14 protein-coding genes are annotated in these 16,665 nt (G+C 65.3%); 8 read left to right on the top strand and 6 right to left on the bottom strand.

Annotated features, from left to right (window positions below; translation table 11 throughout):
* Position 1: 1 nt before the first annotated feature.
* From B7R93_RS11070 to B7R93_RS11060, 3 genes are all read right to left on the bottom strand, one after another.
* Positions 2-184 (bottom strand): hypothetical protein, encoded by a 183-nt coding sequence (locus B7R93_RS11070; protein WP_103020823.1) that lies wholly within the window; start codon positions 182-184, stop codon positions 2-4.
* A gap of 263 nt (positions 185-447) precedes the next feature.
* A complete protein-coding gene (locus B7R93_RS11065; RefSeq protein WP_232798342.1) occupies positions 448-2,424 on the bottom strand; it encodes a methyl-accepting chemotaxis protein in 1,977 nt (658 codons plus the stop codon).
* A 534-nt stretch (positions 2,425-2,958) separates the two neighbouring features.
* Complete coding sequence (locus B7R93_RS11060) at positions 2,959-4,800, bottom strand: methyl-accepting chemotaxis protein (protein WP_232798341.1); 1,842 nt, start codon at positions 4,798-4,800, stop codon at positions 2,959-2,961.
* A gap of 674 nt (positions 4,801-5,474) precedes the next feature.
* Here B7R93_RS11060 and B7R93_RS11055 point away from each other — a divergent pair.
* Entirely contained in the window at positions 5,475-5,981 is a 507-nt protein-coding gene (locus B7R93_RS11055; protein WP_103020822.1) for an outer membrane protein, read from the top strand.
* A gap of 129 nt (positions 5,982-6,110) precedes the next feature.
* On the opposite strand, the gene B7R93_RS11050 is transcribed toward B7R93_RS11055, so the two are convergent.
* Both B7R93_RS11050 and B7R93_RS11045 read right to left on the bottom strand, forming a co-directional pair.
* Positions 6,111-7,946: a DUF885 family protein gene (locus tag B7R93_RS11050; RefSeq protein WP_103020821.1), complete on the bottom strand. Its 1,836-nt coding sequence runs from the start codon at positions 7,944-7,946 to the stop codon at positions 6,111-6,113.
* Positions 7,947-8,062: 116 nt separating this feature from the next.
* Positions 8,063-9,172, bottom strand: coding sequence for a methyltransferase domain-containing protein (locus B7R93_RS11045; RefSeq protein WP_103020820.1), 1,110 nt, complete (start codon positions 9,170-9,172; stop codon positions 8,063-8,065).
* Between the two features lie 267 nt (positions 9,173-9,439).
* Here B7R93_RS11045 and B7R93_RS11040 point away from each other — a divergent pair, with 267 nt between their 5' ends.
* The 7 genes from B7R93_RS11040 to B7R93_RS11010 all read left to right on the top strand — a co-directional run bounded on the left by B7R93_RS11040 (position 9,440) and on the right by B7R93_RS11010 (position 14,987).
* Positions 9,440-9,820 (top strand): hypothetical protein, encoded by a 381-nt coding sequence (locus B7R93_RS11040; RefSeq protein WP_103020819.1) that lies wholly within the window; start codon positions 9,440-9,442, stop codon positions 9,818-9,820.
* 99 nt (positions 9,821-9,919) lie between these two features.
* Positions 9,920-10,474: a peroxiredoxin family protein gene (locus tag B7R93_RS11035; RefSeq protein WP_232798340.1), complete on the top strand. Its 555-nt coding sequence runs from the start codon at positions 9,920-9,922 to the stop codon at positions 10,472-10,474.
* Between the two features lie 57 nt (positions 10,475-10,531).
* Entirely contained in the window at positions 10,532-11,110 is a 579-nt protein-coding gene (locus tag B7R93_RS11030) for a TlpA family protein disulfide reductase (RefSeq protein WP_103020818.1), read from the top strand.
* 154 nt (positions 11,111-11,264) lie between these two features.
* Complete coding sequence (locus B7R93_RS11025) at positions 11,265-11,489, top strand: AbrB/MazE/SpoVT family DNA-binding domain-containing protein (protein WP_103020817.1); 225 nt, start codon at positions 11,265-11,267, stop codon at positions 11,487-11,489.
* A gap of 6 nt (positions 11,490-11,495) precedes the next feature.
* Complete coding sequence (locus B7R93_RS11020; protein WP_103020816.1) at positions 11,496-11,897, top strand: type II toxin-antitoxin system death-on-curing family toxin; 402 nt, start codon at positions 11,496-11,498, stop codon at positions 11,895-11,897.
* A gap of 33 nt (positions 11,898-11,930) precedes the next feature.
* The gene (locus B7R93_RS11015) at positions 11,931-13,637 is read left to right on the top strand and encodes an amidohydrolase family protein (protein WP_103020815.1); all 1,707 of its coding nucleotides are present in this window, start codon (positions 11,931-11,933) and stop codon (positions 13,635-13,637) included.
* Between the two features lie 180 nt (positions 13,638-13,817).
* On the top strand, positions 13,818-14,987 hold the full coding sequence (locus tag B7R93_RS11010; RefSeq protein ID WP_103020905.1) for a family 10 glycosylhydrolase: 1,170 nt from the start codon (positions 13,818-13,820) through the stop codon (positions 14,985-14,987).
* A gap of 371 nt (positions 14,988-15,358) precedes the next feature.
* On the opposite strand, the gene B7R93_RS11005 is transcribed toward B7R93_RS11010, so the two are convergent.
* Positions 15,359-16,567, bottom strand: coding sequence for an FG-GAP repeat protein (locus tag B7R93_RS11005; protein ID WP_103020814.1), 1,209 nt, complete (start codon positions 16,565-16,567; stop codon positions 15,359-15,361).
* Positions 16,568-16,665: the final 98 nt, after the last annotated feature.

Raw genomic sequence — 16,665 nt, 5'->3', positions numbered from 1 at the left:
GTTATTCAGAGGGGTGTTCTGATTCGAGACGATCTTCGAGCAGGCTCTCAAGTTGATCGCGGAGATGCTTCACGGCGTCACTTCGAGAAGCGTCGAGTTTCTCGTTGAAAGCCTGGGCGAGTTTCGATTCGAGACCGTCGGGGTGGGTCTCGGCGAATTCTCTTAGCAAATCGTTGTCGATCATGCTCGATGATGAGAGTACAAGTTCAGAACTGAAAAACCGAAAGAGTGGAAGCAAGCTGGATTCCGATTGTAGAAGTTAGGACCTTTAAAATCAATAAGTATAATCAAAAAATAGGCTTGAGGAAGCGTTCTCAGCGTTCGTGTACTGTGGGTCGTATATATGAGATTCTCGGAGAGGTAGGGGCCAATCAAATTCACTAACCCTGGAGAGCGTAATAGAATGCCACCGTCTTCCATCACGGGGATAATTCCATCCACACTATACTATGGTGTGGGTATCGAGGCAGAAGCAGTGCCATCGCCGGCGGGGGACGGGGCCGCAGATGCCTTCTGAGCCGGGGCCTCCAAGGTGAACTGGTCGGTCGTGTCGACGAGCCGGCCGGACAGGGCGCTCAGGTCGGCGGCGGACTGGGCGATCTCCGTTACGTCCCGGGCGGTTTGCGCGGTCACCGTCGAAATCTCGTTGATGTTTTGGGAGACCCGCTCGCTCGTCGCGGACTGCTGCTCTGTAGCGGCGGCGATGTCGTCGATGTCGCCGGCCACGGCCCGAATGTCCTCAATCATCTCGTCGAGCGCGGCGCCGGCCTCGTTGGCGAGCTCGATGCCCCGTCGGGCCTCCTCCGTGCCGTCGTCCATGACGGCCACGGCCTGCTTGGCCTCCCGCTGAACGGACGTGATCATTTGCTCGATGCGGTCGGTGGCCTGGGCCGTCCGCTCGGCAAGGGCCTGCACCTCCTCGGCCACCACTGCGAAGCCGGCCCCGTGCTCACCCGCCCGGGCCGCCTCGATGGCCGCGTTGAGGGCGAGCAGGTTCGTCTGGTCCGCGATGTCGTCGATCGTCGCCACAATGTCTCCGATCTCCTCGCTGGATGAGCCCAGCTCGTTGATCGTCTCGGCGGAGTGCTCGACGACCTCGCCGACCTGCTCCATCTTCTCGATGGCCCGGTACACGATGTCGCCGTTCTCCTGGGCGGCCGCCCGGGCGGCCTCGGCGCGCTGGGACGTTCGGTCGACGGTTTCGGCGTTCTCGCTGATGGTCCGAGACATTTCCTCCATCGCCGCGGCGACGTCCTCGAGCTGGGTCGACTGCTCCTCCGCTCCGGCCGACATGTCGTCCGCCGTGCCGGACAGCTGGTCGGACGTGGCGGAGAGCTCCCGGGTCGCTCCGGTAATGCGTCCGATGAGCGTCCGGAGGCTGTCGACCGTCTCGTCCAGTCGGGTCCACACGCGGGCCAGGTCCTCGTCGTCGCTGTTTTGGGAAACGTCGACCGACAGGTTTCCCTCGGCCAGCCGGCCCAGCACGTCGGCCAGCGCCCTCGTCTCACGGCGGAGCGTCCGTCGGGTGCGCTCGTTGCGCTGCCGCGACTGTCGCTCGTTGATGAGGACGGCCGCCGCCTCTGCCGCCGTCTCGACGAATCGCTCGTCGGCCGCGTCGAAGGTTGTGACCTCCTCCTTGTCCGAGAGGTAAAGGTTTCCGAGCGCCCGGTCCTTATACGTGATCGGCGCCGCCAGTAGCGACTGCATGGGCGGATGACCATCGGGGAAGCCCACCGATTCGCTATGCGTGGTCATGTCGTCGAGCCGCAGCGTCACCTGTTGCTCGGGAATGTGTCCGAGCAGGCCCTTTCCCTCCGGGGGATGGTCGATGGCCGCCTCCTGCTCGTCCGTGAGCCCGAGCGTAAAGAACTCCACGATCTCGCCGTCCTCGTCGAAGATGCTGAGGGCTGCGTACTCGGCCCGTGTCACGTCACGCACCTCTTCCAGAAACGTCCGAAATGCCGCGTGCAGGTCCTCCTCCGTGCTCGTGCGCGTCATCATCTGGCCGAGGGCGTCCATGTGCTTGCCTCGCCGCTCCACCTCATCAGCCAAGGTGTGGAGCCGGGTGTGCACGTCTCCGAGCAGGTCGCTCGAACGGCCGGGTCGTGGCGCGTCGTGGTTGCCGGTCTGATGGCCCTCCAGGGTGTGCCGGACCCGACGAATAGACCCGCCGATCCGGCACGCCACGCGGGCTGCGAGTCCGGCTGCGAGCAGTCCGCAGCCGACGAGAACGAGGGTGCTAATCCAGACTGACGATATTACGAACGCCCCTGCCGTCCCGGCCCCAGCGGTTAGAATGACTGTCCCGAAGGCCACGGACAGGCGTCGGGTGGGAGCGGACGGCTGGGCGCTCGGGGATTGCTGTGGGGACGAGGTTGGCGTGGACCGGTCGGCGTGAGAGACGCCATCGGCGAACGGGCACATGCAAAAAACGTCTTTGTTACAAAGTACAGACTTGGTTACGTGATCGTCACCCGAGGCGTGTATATTAAGCGCGGACGGGGCACTGTGACGACATCGTTCACAACAGTCCCCATGTTCTGCACTCTGAGGCAGCAAGGGGGGATCCGGAGGCAATTGACAGCGTGAGGTAGCTCCCCCCATCAGGAGGCGTCTGCGGCCTGATGTCCCAATCGAGAGACAACCTGCAATTCCGTAAAGGGGCACAACACCAAGGAGACAGTCCTGTGACGGCCGAAAAGTGAAGAACGCCTGAATGGGGAGGGGCCGACGTTAGAGTAGCGGGGCCACGCGTGTCTTCGAGATGCATTCCGAGTTCCTGGTGGGACTCGTATTGCAACTCATTTCTCTGAGCGGCGCCTTGAAGCGTCGACGCCCGGCCCTCTGGTGGGGGGACCGGGCGTTTTCTATGTGGGGACGTGTGGAGGTGCTCTGGTGAGGGGGATAAGAGGCGCGTAGTCGAGAGGCTCACCGGCCGGTCCGGTCACGCTGCCGTTCTCAATCGGTCCCTGGGCGCATCGCAGGGGGCGGCAAGTCGGCGTGTGTGTCCGGCGAGGGGGGATGGTCCCGATTTGTTGCGGAGTGAGAGGGAGGGGCAGAAGGAGAGGATTCTGACTGGGGGTCCTGCTCAAGTTCAAACTCCGCGACGCTCTCCCGCAGCCGCTGGACGGTTTTTTCGAGGTCCGTCGCCGAGCTGGAAACCTGCACAACGCCCGCCGCCGACTCGCGGGCCGCCGTTGAAATCGACTGCACACTCCGGGCGATCTCGTCGCTGGTGGTGGACTGCTCCTCGGAGGCCGCTGCGATCTCGTCAGCCTTCCGCTGGGCGCGGTCGATGGCGGCGGTGACCTCGTCCAGGGCGTCGTCGGCCTCGCCGGCGAGCTCCAGGCCCGTCTGGGCCCGCTGGCTGCTTTGGCGGGCGGCGCCGACCGCGTCTTCGATGTCCTCGGTAGCGCCCTGTACCCTGTGCTCGATTTTGGTCGTGGCCGCGTCGGCGTCCTCCGCCAGGGCCCGCACCTCTTCGGCCACCACTGCAAATCCCTGTCCGGTCTGCCCACCGCCCTCGTCCCCGGCACGGGCCGCCTCAATCGCCGCGTTCAGGGCGAGGAGGTTTGTTTGCCCCGCAATCTCGTCGATCGCATCGACGATCTGGATAATCTCTGCGCTTGAGTCGCCCACGCCCTGGATGGTCTCGGCCGTGGTCTGGGCGACCTCGGCGATTTGATGGATCTGCTGCGTCGCCTCCGTGACGATCTCGCCACTGCGCTCGGCCTGCTGGGCGGCGTCCCGGGTGGCCTCGGCGGCCCGCTGGACACTGCGCGCGTTTTCGCTAATCGTCTGGTTCATCTGCTCGACGGCCGCGGCCACCTCCTCGGCCTGGGCGGACTGCTCCTCGGCGGCGGTCGCCATCTGCTCGGACGAGGCACTGATCTCCTCGGTTGTCCGGGCGGTCTCCGCGGCCGCGTCGCGCACAGAGAGAAGGGTCTGTCGGACGCTCTCGACCGCCCGGTTGAACCCATCGAAGAGATCGCCAATCTCATCGTCGCGGTCCGTGTCAACGCGAACACTGAGGTCCCCGTCGGCAAACCGGGTCATCGCGTCGAGCATCTCGGTGGCGTGGCGTGCGAGGGCGTCCTTTTGCTCCTGTAGCTCGTGGGTGGCCTCCTCCACCCGCCGCTCGACGGACGCCTTTTGCGTTTCAAGCTGGCGGGCCATTTCCTCGGTCTCTTGCTTTTGGGCCTTGGCGTCTTCCGCGGCGGACTCGGCCTTCCGCAATGCCTGGCTCTGTTCCTGTTTGAACACCCGCGCGGTGAGAAGGACGACGGTGATCAGGCCGACGTAGGAGAAGAAGAGCGACTCGCCGGCCATGGAGTCGGGCATGGGCGTCGGAAAGGCGTGGCCGCTCAGTTCGAGGGCGTAGATGATGGACAGCTCGGCGATGCTCACCGCCGTGAGGAGAATGGCAAACCACTGCTCGGCCAGCAGCAGCCCAATCAGTGGTGCGACCATGAACCAGGGGGCCGAGGTCGACGCGGTCCCTCCGGACCGGATCGTAAGCAGCGTGATGAGGCCCAGCATCACCACGGCGGTTGCCTTTGCCATGAGGGACGGGGCGGCCCCCTGCCGTAGGGCAATCGGCACTCCGGTCAAGAGGGCTGCCGAGCCCAGAAGCACGGGGATCCCGCTCCAGAACTCCCATCGGTAGTGGGCGCCGGTGTAGGCCAGGCACGCCCCGATGATGAGAAATGTGATCGCCAGCGTCAGGCGTGCCTTTCGTCGTTGGGCAGAATTCTGAGGGAGGGAGTCCGGTAGAAAAAAGTTGACCAGTGCAGTCATCATGTTACCGCGGGGTCGGTTCGGGGGAGAGCACTCCCCAGCCCCCGAGGCCGGCCGATCAGACATCGGTGGAGACGCGCCTCGAGGAGCATCGATAAACGCAACGGGGGAGTCGTAATGGTCATCGAACGCGGACCCCGAAGTGTTAACCGCTGTGAAGCTGTTTGGCGGACGTTCTGTGGCCCCCCCGATGAGTACTGGGTCGCACTCTGAAAGCATTCGGTCGCTTTGCTCCCGGCACTGTGCCGTCGTGAGTCTCGCGGAAAGTGGCTTCGGCATTGGGCCCGGCAGTTCCACTACAGCGCCTCATTTGAGCGCCATTATGCAGCCTCGCCCACTGAGTCGCGGCTGAACATCAATCTCCCAAACAGCCTCTGTGCTCCAGATGGGAGCGCAGGAGAAGGCATTCCGTCGGCCCTGGACAGAAAGAGTGCGGAAAGGAAATCCCTGCGAGCGGGGGGAGATACGGCGAGAAGAATTGACGAGTCTCTTGGCAGGGCCTCTTCGGTCCCGTCGTAGGAGGCTACAGCAGGGGGCTTTGTCTGCAGGGGCCCTTGGACGCTGGATCAAAATGGACGAGCATGAGATTTGTGCTCCTCGTATTTCTCAGCCAGTCGGAGTAAAGATTGGTGTTTTTTCGCTTCGCCAACCACATCAATAACCGTAGACGAAAATTGATGAAACGCTTCGCATCTCTCGCTGCCGTCGCTTTCGCTCTCACTATTGCATTTCCGTACACTGCACAGGCCCAGACAGAGTCAAATTCTGGGTTTGAGATCGGCCCTCGTGTCACAATCGATGTCGGTGACATTGAAGAATTTGCCCTCGGGGGCAACGTCCGATACGATCTTTCTCAAGATGTGGAGGAACCGGTGCAGCTAGCCGGGGCTTTCGATTACTACTTTGCTGACGACCAAGGAGGGGCGGACGTGACAATCTACACGATCGACTTGAATGCACACTACATCTTTCCCACGGAGGAGACGTTTTCTCCGTACGCGGGAGGGGGACTCGGAATAACGAGCTCAGAGGTGGGGGGCATCTCTGATACCGACACTGGACTCAACCTTGTCGGGGGCGTTGAGTTTGACACCGGCTCCTTCCAGCCCTTCGTTCAAGGGCAGGTTACGATTGGCAATCCGGACCGCATCGGAATCACTGGGGGATTGCTCTTTGCACTGTAGGGGGCCTTTTTGAGCTGTAGTGGAATTTCGCCCCGTCGGGTCAATCAACCCGGCGGGGCGGTTCCGATTTGGTTGTAGAACGACGAAGGGGATTGTTGGCAAAACGAGGGCCGTGGTGCCTGCACCGTGCTACTTTCTGCTTGGGGCGCCGACGAAGTGCCACTGCGGCTCGTAGTCCTTCGGGAGGCGCCGTCCCCGAAGCCGGGCGCGTACCATCTCGACCGGCATGCGCCCGCCCCGAAGAATCCGGTCGTGGAATTCGCGGTCGGACAGGTCGCCGTTCGTGACGAGCTCCTCGTGGAGGGCGCGGAATTGAAGGCCGCCGAGCATGTAGGCGGCCTGGTACAGTGGAGGATAGGTGCCGATGATGGAGCGCCGCACCTCCGCCTCTGCGTTGGCCCGCTCGTGCCCAACCTCCCGCACCAGAAAGTCGACGGCCTCCTGCGCCGACATCTCGCCCATGTGGTATCGGAGCGAGAAGATGATGCGTGCCGCCCGGTGATTGCGCCAGAAGAGCATGCCCATCCGGTCCGCCGGCGACTCGGGAAAGTCAAGGTCCCAGAGGTACATTTCCCAGTAGAGGGCCCACCCCTCGCCCCAAAACGGCGTGGAGAATAGGTCGCGGTGGGCGTTGTACCGGTCCGTCATGAAGCCCTGCAGGTGGTGCCCCGGGATGAGCTCGTGGTGGACCACCGCCCGAGAGAAGTGCCGGTTGTTGCCCCGAATGCTCATCAGCTTGTTCTCGTGCGACATCTCTCGGGCCGGGAAGGCCACCCGGACGACCTCGCCGCCCAGAAAGTAGGGGGCCACCTCTTGCCGGTCGGGCGATAGCATCTGCATCCGCCAGACCTCTTCGGCCCTCGGGGGAATCGTCACCAGGTCTCGCTCCCGAAGGAACGACACGGCCTCTTCCGCCAGATTTTGTGCGAGGGAAGGCTGTTGGCCCGGGTCTACGTGACGGGCTTTGACCGCTTCCAGGGCCGTGCGCCAATCGTCCCCGTGGCCCATGTCACGGGCGGCCCGTCGCATTTGCGCTTTCCCCCACGCCAGTTCTTGTTCGGCCACCTCAATCAGCGCGTCGGGCGTGTACGGAATCATGGCGTGCCGTAGGTCCGCCTCGAGCGCCTCCGTCCCGATCGGGTCCCCGATCAGGGGACGTTCCTCCCCCTCCGGCACGCCCACAATGTCTCGCCGGAGAAACGTCCGGTAGTCCTTCAGCTGCTCCTGGACGTCCGTGTACGGCGCCTCCACCCACCAGGCAAAGTCCGGGTGGTACCCGTCGTAGAATGCGTACCACTCCTCCAGATGCCCGCGGAGGTCCGCAATCTTGTTGGCCGCCCGGTGGGCCACGACGCGGTCCGACTCCGTCTCCCGGGACTGCTCCGACAGGTGTTTCTGGGTCGCCCTGATGGTGTCTCGGAGGGCAGCCAGCGTGTCGGCCACGGTGCGGGGCTCGAGCGATGGGTCGTCCCGCCACCGGTAGTAGAGGGAGGTGACCGTCGAGGCGAAGGGAAGGTACGGCTCCATCTCGGCGTGGCGCCGCTCCGTCCGGTCCAGCCGTTGCAGCGACGTCTGAATGTCGTTCCGCAGGAGCAGGTGGTCGATGCGTCCCTCCACGCCGAGGGGATCAAAGCGAACGGCGTTCAGCTCGTCGAGCCACTGGTTGTAGAACGTGCGCATCCGTGCCCATTGCGTCGGCCCCGCGGCGTCGTAGCGGCGGCGCAGCGCATCCCGGTCTTCCGCGAAGCGCTCCACGACCGGGATCATTGCGCTGGAGTCGCTCTGGAGGAGGGCGTCTACCGCCGGGGGCGAGGCAGGCTGTGCCGAGGAGGACCGCGGGACCATCAGGCCCGACATGAGGAGCAGTCCGACGGCCAGGAGGGCGGTGTGGAAGCCAGAAGGACGGGCCGGCGTCCGGTGGCGAGACGAGACAGGAGGAGACGAGGGGCAGAGAGGTGGGTGCATGAACGAAGATAGGCGCTGCGTATGCTGATGAATGTTGGGAGGTGTGTCCGGTGAGGCTGGGGGCCAAGGAAGGGCCGACCGCGGTGGATCGCAATGTGGAGGACCGTCCCCCGGGCCTACCGGCGTTCAAGCACGAAGACATATGGATAAAGCCCGCCGATCTCGATGGCCCGCACGTGACGACTGGCGAACTGGTCGGACTCGTCGAGGACCGTGTTGAAGGGGCCCTGCCGCAGCACCAGCATTACCACGAGGCCGCCGGGCCGCAGCACCTCGGCCATCTGTCCCAGGACGCGCCGGTAGAAGGGGTAGAAGTCCATGCTGCTGGCCATGCGCACGCCGAACGGCGGGTTGGTGACGATCAGGTCCGCCGTCACGTCCTCGAATCGTTCGGCGAGCTGCCACGCGTCGCCCTTCCGAATCGTAATTTGGTCAGAGAGCCCCGCGGCCTCGACGTTTTTTCGGGCCCCCGCGACGGCGTCTTCGTTCCAGTCGTTGCCGTAGCACTGCGTGCCGGGCCACAGGGGAGCGGCCTCCAACAGAATGGTGCCGGAGCCGCAGAAGGGGTCGAGCAGGGTGTCCGGGGGCGCGTCGAGGTGGGCAAGGCGGAGGAGGGCGTGGGCCACGTTTGCCTTGAGTGCGGCCCGCGGCTGGTAGCCCTCGAGCTGGCGCCGGCTCAGGGCCTCGCGGGTGTGCTGTACGCTCACGAGGCACCGGTCGTCGCGCACGTCTACCCGCACCTCCACGTCGTAGTCCTCCAGGTCGACGGACGCCTCGTAGCGGGCGTCGAGGGTCCCACCGGCCCACGTCTGCACGTCGACGCTCGTGAAGTCGTGGGTCCCCTGCCGGACCGAGGAGGCGCGGAAGGTCTCCGCCGCCTCCATCGCCGCCACGTCGAGGCCTTTCATCGTGTCGCGGATGGTGCGGAGGGCCGCCTCGCCATCCGCGGACAGCGTGAAGGTGTAGAGGGGCGCCAGGACGTGGTGGACCGAGCCCATCTGGCGGGCCACGGCGAGCGCATCACTGGGCCCCGCGTCGACCTCCACGAGGGCGTAGCTCTGCAGGTCGAAGGGGGCGTCGTCGGTGTCGGTCACGTCGAGGCCTGCGCCCGCGGCCCGCGCCCGAAACTCGTCCACGACCACGTCCTCCAGCCCCATGTTGACGGTGAACAGGAGAGGGGTGCGACCGCGGGCACGGAAAGAGGTGATCGAGGGAGACGATGGCATAGAGAAGAGGGACGGAGCGATTGGCAACACCGGCTGGGCGCGGTCCTACCGGGCCGGACAGGGGGAGTTCGAGGGGGACCGGAGACGTAGGGCAATTGCATGTTGGAAGCTTCGTCGAGTGACGGAACCGAATGTCCGCCTCTACCGACCCGTGCAAACAGCCCCTGTCGCTACGATGCGATTGCCCTGACCGGGGACGCGACAGAGGAACTTGGTTTGTGCGCAGAAGGTTTGCACAGAGCTACAAATCAAGCGCCTCCCCTCTGCATGCATCACCTTCGGTCGTCCGATACCGTGGGCCGCTGGGCCGTTGCCCTTGGCTTCCTTTTGGTCGTAGGGCCCCTGCTGCAGTCCGTCACGCCGTGCCGTGGGGCCGCGGCACCGGACGATGCGGCGTCGGCCGCCGTTGTGGCCGCCGTCGCGTCCGAGGCCCAGTGGACCTGCTCGGAGAAGGGCACCGTGGCGACGGTTCGTGCGGTGCCGTCGGAGCGGTCCACGTTCTCGCTCGACGGCCCGTCGGGAGGCGGGTCGGTTGGGCCCGCGTTTGCCGAGTCCCCATCCGTTTCTCTGAATGCGCAGCGGCTCCTGTCTCCGCCGCCCGTCTCGCCGACGGTGCACATCCTCCGCCCGGTCGTCCTCCAAATTTAGTCGTCTCCATCTGCCCTCAGGTGGCGCCTGAGGGTCATTCGCCGGTCGTCCGGCATCTTCCCCTCTGTTCGATTCTTTGGAGACGCCCCCTGTATCTCTATGCGCAACTTCTCTCTTCCCAGCTGGACGGGATCGTTCGTCGCGGGCCTGCTCGTCGTAGGCGGCCTCGTTACCCTCGTGCTGGCCGAGCAGCCGGCCTCCCCCGCCGCGGACAACCCGCAGGGTCCGACGGACGAAGCCCCCAATTTTGCCCTCAATACCCTGGACGATGGGACCTTTCGCCTCGCTGACCACCGTGGGGACGTCGTGGTGCTCAACTTCTGGGCCACGTGGTGCCCGCCGTGCCGCCGTGAGATTCCGGACTTCGTGTCGCTGCAGAAGGACCTCGGCGACCGGGGCCTGCAGTTCGTGGGGGTGGCCCTTGAGCGGAGCGCCGGCCCCGACGAGGTGCGGGCCTTCGCCGACGAGATGAACATCAACTACCCAATCGGGCTGGGCGACGGCGCCATCGCGAAGAAATACGGCGGCGTGCGGGGGCTGCCCATGACGTTCGTAATCGGTCCCGACGGGCAGATCCGCAAGCACATTCCGGGCATGACCACCGAGGACCGGATCCGTCCCCTGTTGGAGGCACTCCTACGGGAAACCTCATAGCTACGTCTCCGCCGGCCGCTCGATGCTTGTGCACCGACCGATCCCGCATCGTCCCGTATGCCTGAGTCGAATCGCGATCGCTCCCTGTGGCGCATCGTCTGGGCCTACGCTACGGCCTACTGGCACTGGCCCGTGCTCCTGGTGATGGGCGTGTACGTCTATCAGCAGTACATGCCGAGCATTGATCTCGCCGAAGAGGGGCGCCCGGCGCCGAGCGTCGAGGCCGAGGCGCTGGCGGGGGATCGCTTCCGGCTCGCCGACCACCGCGGAGAGGTGGTAGTGGTGAACGTGTGGGCCACCTGGTGCCCCCCGTGCCGCGTGGAGATGCCCGGCTTTGTGGACCTGCAGCGCGAGTTTGCGGACGACGGGGTGCAGTTCGTGGGAATCGCGGTGGATCGGGACGGGGCGGATGCGGTGCGTCCCTTCGTGGAAAAACAGGGCGTCAACTTTCCACAGATTGCCAATCCTGCGGTCGCGGCGCGCCACTTTCCGGGCGAGGCGGTGCCCCGCACGTACCTCATCGACAAGCGAGGGCGCATCCGGTACGAGCACAGCGGCATAATCCTCAAGTGGGCACTCGACGATGCGCTGGAGCGGCTGGTGGACGAGCCGGCACCGGAGAGGGGGAAAACGTAGGTCAACGAATCGTGAACGGGGGGCCGAGTCTACCGGATTGGGGAAAAAGAGGGCTCTGTAGTAAAAGTCCGGATGGTCCTTGCTAGGATCTGCGGCTGGACGAGGACGTTACCACTTTTGTTGAGGCGCTTCTTTCATCATCGGTAGCTTCGACATGTCCGACGCACTGAAGGTCCGCGAAATAGGGAACTCACTCGGGGTGGTTCTCCCCAGCTCAACCCTGAAAGACCTTAACGTAGAGAAGGGAGATGAGCTTTTTGCCATCCAGACCCCGGATGGCGTGCAGCTCACGCCGTACAATCCGGAGTTCGTGGAGGCAATGGAGGACGCGCGCGAGTTCATGCGTACGCACCGAAATGCCTTCCGTGAGCTTGCCTGATGAGTCATGGAAGAGTCCCAGCGCAACGAGCCGACGTGGCTCCAGAAGAAGCTCGTGCTGGCGATGCACGCCGAGACGCTCCATCAGTTTGGGGGAACGGCGGGCCTACGCGATGAGGGTCGGCTCGAAAGCGCCCTTGATCGACCGCGAAACCGGCACGCGTTTGCGGATCCATCGCTCTTTGAGCTCGCTGCGGCGTACGGTCACGGCATCGTGCGGAATCATCCGTTCGTCGATGGGAACAAGCGGACGGGTCTTCTTGCGATCCGGGCGTTTTTGTTTCGGAACGGATATCGGCTCAATCCCGACGAGGTGGAAATGGTACAGATTGTGGAACGAGTAGCGGCGGGGACGACGAGTGAAGACGAACTCGCTCATTGGATCGAACAACATTCCGAGCCTCAATAGACATCGATGGCCCAACGTCCCGTTCGGCACTGGATGCTCGTTCCCCTTATTTTCCTGCTCGGGACCGGACCGGTCGCGGCCCAACCCACGGCCCTCGTCGGCCCCACGGCCCTGAATCCCGCCGACTCGACGGTGATCGAGAACGCGACGGTTCTGCTGGACGGCAACCGCATCGCCGCGGTGGGGCCGTCGGGCGAGGTGGAGGTGCCGGTGGATGCGACGGTCCACGAGATGCCGGACCGGTACGTGATGCCGGGCCTCGTCGACGGGCACGTCCACTTCTTCCAGAGCGGCGGCCTCTACACGCGCCCCGACGTGATCGACCTGCGGGCCGAACGGCCGTACGCGGAGGAGCTGCGCCGCATCAAGAAGCGGCTCCCCGATACCTTCCGCCGCTACCTGCGCAGCGGGGTTACGAGCGTGGTGGACGTCGGTGGTCCGATGTGGACCCTGGACGTGCGCGCCCGGGCCGACACCGCGGCGAGGGCGCCCACCGTCGCGACGGCGGGCCCGCTCATCTCCAGCGTCGAGCGTCCGTCGCTCGACGAGGGCGATCCCCCGATTCTACAAATCACGACGCCCGAGGCAGCCCGGAAAGAGGTTCGCGACCAGATTATGGCCGGGGTCGACCTCATCAAGATCTGGTACATCGTGGGCGGCGATGAGACGCCGGCCGACTACCGTCCGGTCGTCGAGGCGACCGTCGATGAGGCCCACAACGCCGGCACGCGGGTGGCCGTCCACGCGACGGAGCTGGAGACCGCCCGCGCCGCCGTAGAGGCCGGGGCCGACATCCTGGTCCACAGCGTGTCCGATCAGCCCGTCGACGACGCCTTCGTGCGTCTCCTCCAAGAGAATGGTGTGCTCTACACGCCGACGCTCATGGTGAGTGAGCGCTACCGCGAGACGTTTGCCCAGCAGCTCGACCTAACGACGGCCGAGCACCACATCGGGCACCCGGACGTCACGGGGTCGCTCTTTGACCTGCGCACGCTCCCCGATTCCCTGGTCCCCGCAGGCCTTCGGCAGCGCATCGAGCAGGCGCCGACCGTCGCGTCCGACACCACCGCCATGCGCAACCTGATGCGGCTCCACGACGCCGGCGTCTCCATTGCGGCGGGCACCGACGCGGGCAACATTGGCACGCCCCACGGCCCGGCGCTCTTTCGAGAGTTCGAGCTCATGCGGACGGCGGGCCTCGCGCCGCAGGAGATTCTTGCGACCGCCACCGCGGGGGGTGCTCGGCTTCTGGGGCGCGACGACCTCGGGCGGCTCGAATCCGGCATGCAGGCCGACCTCGTGGTGCTGGACGAAAATCCCTTCGCGGACATCACGAATGTGTCGTCGATCCACCGCATCGTCAAAGAGGGCCGTGTATACCCCCCGACGCAACTGATTCCCCGAACGCCGACGGCCGTCGTGCAGCAGGGGGCCAACGCGTTCAACGCCCACGATCTCGGTGGCTTCCTGGACGCCTTCGCGCCCGACCTGGAGGTGTACGCGCATCCCGACTCGCTGATCATGGAGGGGCGATCGGCCCTGCGCGAGCAGTACGCATCGACCTTCCAGACGGCCAACCAGCTCCGCGTAGAGGTGCATCACACGGCCCCCATCGGCACCACCGTGGCCCTCCACGAGACCATTCGGGGCATGCCGGAGACGGAGCCCCTTGAGCAGATTGTCCTCTACCGGGTGACGGAGGGGGCGATCGACCGCGTGTGGCTGGTGCAGGAAGAGTAGACGAAGGACTGGGGGCCGAGGAGAAGTTTGGAAGCGGTTCCGGAGCCGTCCAGCGTGTACGGTCCGGGCATCAGGTCATAGGTTGCCCATCCATCTTTGCACGCAGCCGCCCTGTACATCGGCCATCGTACACCGGTCATCGTCTGGGGCGGCATCACCTCGGCCCCCACGCGTTTTCCCATGCCAGAGCGACGCACGTTCCTGAAAGCCCTCGGGGCAGGCGCCCTGAGCGCGGCCGCTTCCGGATTTTCGGCCCCATCCGAGCGCTTCCCTTCCGATGCCGCAGATGTGAACGTCCCGGCCTCGCCCGACGCGGCCCCGACAAACTGGGTGTGGATGGCTCCGGAGCTCGACGTCTCCGACGACGTGTGGAAACGACGCTTCGAGCGCCTGCGAACGCACAACATCGACGCAATTCTGCCGAAGGTCTACGGCAACCGGGCGGCCTACTACGGGAGTGCCTTCCTGCCGGTCGAGGGCGAGTGGCTCGAAACCATTCTGCCCCTCGCCAAAGAGGTGGGCCTAGAGGTGCACGGGTGGATGGTGTCGATGCCCTGCACCATCCCCGAGATCGTGGAGCAGCACAAAGAGTGGTTCGTCGTAAACCGAAACGGAGCATCGGCGGTCGACAATCCGGCGTACGTCGACTACTACAAGTTTACGTGTCCCAATCGGCCCGGCGCCCAAGACTTCATCGAGCGGCGGGTTGAGGAAATCACGTCCATCGCCGGGCTGGACGGCATCCACCTCGACTACATTCGCTTTCCTGATGTCGTCATCGCCGAGGCCCTGCAGCCGAAGTACGGCATCGACCAGGAGGAAGAAGAGGCCCCGTACGACTACTGCTACTGCGACGTCTGCCGGTCGAAATTCGAGCAGAAGCACGGGGCCGATCCCTACGACCTTGAGGATCCGACCACGAGCACGGCGTGGCGCCTCTTCCGGTACGACAGCATCACGAGTCTGGTGAACGACCGCCTCGTTCCCATCGCCCGCCAGAACGACAAGGCGGTCTCGGCGGCTACCTTTCCGAACTGGGAGGCTGTGCGCCAGCGGTGGCACCACTGGGACCTCGACGCCGTGCACCCGATGCTCTACCACAACTTCTACCACGCCGGGGCCAACTGGGTGCGCGATGAGACGCGGGCCGGCATCGAGCGGCTGCGCGGGCAGGACCGGTCCACCCGCCTGTACAGCGGCCTCAACGTGGGCGCTGTGGCCCCGGGCGGCCTGGAGCGGCTCATCGACAAGGCCCACGAAGGAGATGCCAGTGGCATTGCCCTCTTCGCGGCCGGCAGCATGAACGACGCGCTGTGGACCACCTTCGCGGAGGCCACCGCAGGGGCGTAAGCCCCACCTCGGACACCGCGCTCCGCGTGGACGCTCCCCCGTGACACCTCGTCTTCTGGTATGCGTCCGGCGTGGAGCCGGAGATGGATGGGCTCTGTCAGCCCCACGAGGCGTCGCGGGGCAGCTACTCCTACGATACGCTCGCGAATCACGTGGCGAAGCAATCCGGCTCCGAGCGGCAGTGAGGGCCTGCACACCGACTCCGGTCTCAGGCGGTCGCACTCTGAGAAGACCTCTTCGCTGGCGCTCAGGGCGCACCACGACAGCCCTCGACCATGCGCCGATTTTCGGTTCATCGATGCTCGCTTTCCCCCATCCGATCCAAAATCAACACACCAGGTTCTAAGCCGTCGACGCGGAGTCCCGGTCCGCTACGGAATCCGTGCGATGTGTGCGGTGCCCGATTCGTCCCCGGCAACGGTCCCCACGAGAGTGATCGGCCCGTCCAGGTCAAGGGAGGCACCAAAGTCGACGGAGCCGATGTCGAGGACCGTGCGCTCGCGCCACGAGCCCTCGGGCCGCCGGCGAAAGACGTACACGACGCGGTCGATGTTGATCTCGTTGCCGAGCTGCTCGTCGTACCCGGTGATGAGTGCGCGCCGGTCGTGGAGGGCCACGGTGGCGCCGAAGGAGCCGGACTCGTAGGGGATGGAGGGGCGGAGGGTCGTCGTTTGTCGCCAGGACGTGTCGTCGCGGGTGTAGACGGTGGCGGCGCCGGAGTTGTCGTCGCGGGCTCGTCCCTCCCCCACGAGCAGGATGGAGCCGTGCAGATCGAGGGAAATGAAGAAGGCGTCGATGTCGCGCAGGTGCGCATCTTCTCGCCAGCGCTTGCTCGACGGGTCGTGACGGAAGACGTAGACAGAGCCCGGCTCGCGTTCAAAAAACGTCGAGGCCGCCACGGCCAGGTGAGGGCCGTCGAGGACCACGTCGCCCCCAATCAACCCCGAATCCAGGCGATCGTCGGACCGAAGCCGCGCCGTGCGGGTCCAGCCATCGGGGTCGGCGTCGTGCTCGAAGACGTACACGGCCCCGCCGTACCTCCTCTCCGGATCGTTCCGGTTGGGGTTGCCGGAGGTGCTCACGGCCGCCCGGTCGCCGTCGAGCGCCACGCCCGCTGCGAAGAGCCCCTCGCGTCGGTCGGGAGCGCCGGTCAGGCGGGCCGTCTGCTGCCAGGTGCTGTCCGCCGACCGTTTGAACATGTACGCTGCGTTTTCGCCCTCTCCGCCGAAGTGTTCGCTGGAGGCGCTCACGAGGACCCGCGAGCCGCTGAGGGCGACGTCGGCCCCGAAGAAGGCGTCTGCGCGACAGGGCGTCGGAACGAGGCGTGCCGTGAGCGCCCACGAGGTGACCGGCGGGCCCGGCTGCCGCTCGTAGACAAACACGGCCCCGGCGTCTTCCCCGCACACGGACGCCCCGCTGGCACCGATCACGGCGATCGAATCGTCGATGGCAACGGACACGCCGAAGGAGGCGGACTGTAGCGTATCGGGGCGGGGCAGGGCTTCGATTTGGGCGTGCCCCTCCGTTGGAACGAGCCCGAAAAGAAGACCGAGACACAAGAGGAGGCGGGGGCGGAGCATGCGGACACTGGTTCCAAGGAGAGTGTGGAACGTGAACGGGCGGCCGGGGAGGCCGGTCCGGGACGCTCGGGACTTCAATGAAACGCTCGGGGGATAAA

The organism is Salinibacter altiplanensis, assembly GCF_002894645.1.
Lineage (GTDB): Bacteria > Bacteroidota > Rhodothermia > Rhodothermales > Salinibacteraceae > Salinibacter > Salinibacter altiplanensis.
The sequence above is the reverse complement of the archived record's forward strand: the minus strand, read 5'-3'. Positions and strand labels throughout refer to the sequence as shown.

Bases quoted from the DNA above. Each gene is read 5' to 3' on its own strand.
- B7R93_RS11070 (WP_103020823.1), bottom strand. From the start codon at position 184: ATGATCGACAACGATTTGCTAAGAGAATTCGCCGAGACCCACCCCGAC.
- B7R93_RS11065 (WP_232798342.1), bottom strand. From the start codon at position 2,424: ATGTGCCCGTTCGCCGATGGCGTCTCTCACGCCGACCGGTCCACGCCA.
- B7R93_RS11060 (WP_232798341.1), bottom strand. From the start codon at position 4,800: ATGATGACTGCACTGGTCAACTTTTTTCTACCGGACTCCCTCCCTCAG.
- B7R93_RS11055 (WP_103020822.1), top strand. From the start codon at position 5,475: ATGAAACGCTTCGCATCTCTCGCTGCCGTCGCTTTCGCTCTCACTATT.
- B7R93_RS11050 (WP_103020821.1), bottom strand. From the start codon at position 7,946: ATGCACCCACCTCTCTGCCCCTCGTCTCCTCCTGTCTCGTCTCGCCAC.
- B7R93_RS11045 (WP_103020820.1), bottom strand. From the start codon at position 9,172: ATGCCATCGTCTCCCTCGATCACCTCTTTCCGTGCCCGCGGTCGCACC.
- B7R93_RS11040 (WP_103020819.1), top strand. From the start codon at position 9,440: ATGCATCACCTTCGGTCGTCCGATACCGTGGGCCGCTGGGCCGTTGCC.
- B7R93_RS11035 (WP_232798340.1), top strand. From the start codon at position 9,920: ATGCGCAACTTCTCTCTTCCCAGCTGGACGGGATCGTTCGTCGCGGGC.
- B7R93_RS11030 (WP_103020818.1), top strand. From the start codon at position 10,532: ATGCCTGAGTCGAATCGCGATCGCTCCCTGTGGCGCATCGTCTGGGCC.
- B7R93_RS11025 (WP_103020817.1), top strand. From the start codon at position 11,265: ATGTCCGACGCACTGAAGGTCCGCGAAATAGGGAACTCACTCGGGGTG.
- B7R93_RS11020 (WP_103020816.1), top strand. From the start codon at position 11,496: ATGGAAGAGTCCCAGCGCAACGAGCCGACGTGGCTCCAGAAGAAGCTC.
- B7R93_RS11015 (WP_103020815.1), top strand. From the start codon at position 11,931: ATGCTCGTTCCCCTTATTTTCCTGCTCGGGACCGGACCGGTCGCGGCC.
- B7R93_RS11010 (WP_103020905.1), top strand. From the start codon at position 13,818: ATGCCAGAGCGACGCACGTTCCTGAAAGCCCTCGGGGCAGGCGCCCTG.
- B7R93_RS11005 (WP_103020814.1), bottom strand. From the start codon at position 16,567: ATGCTCCGCCCCCGCCTCCTCTTGTGTCTCGGTCTTCTTTTCGGGCTC.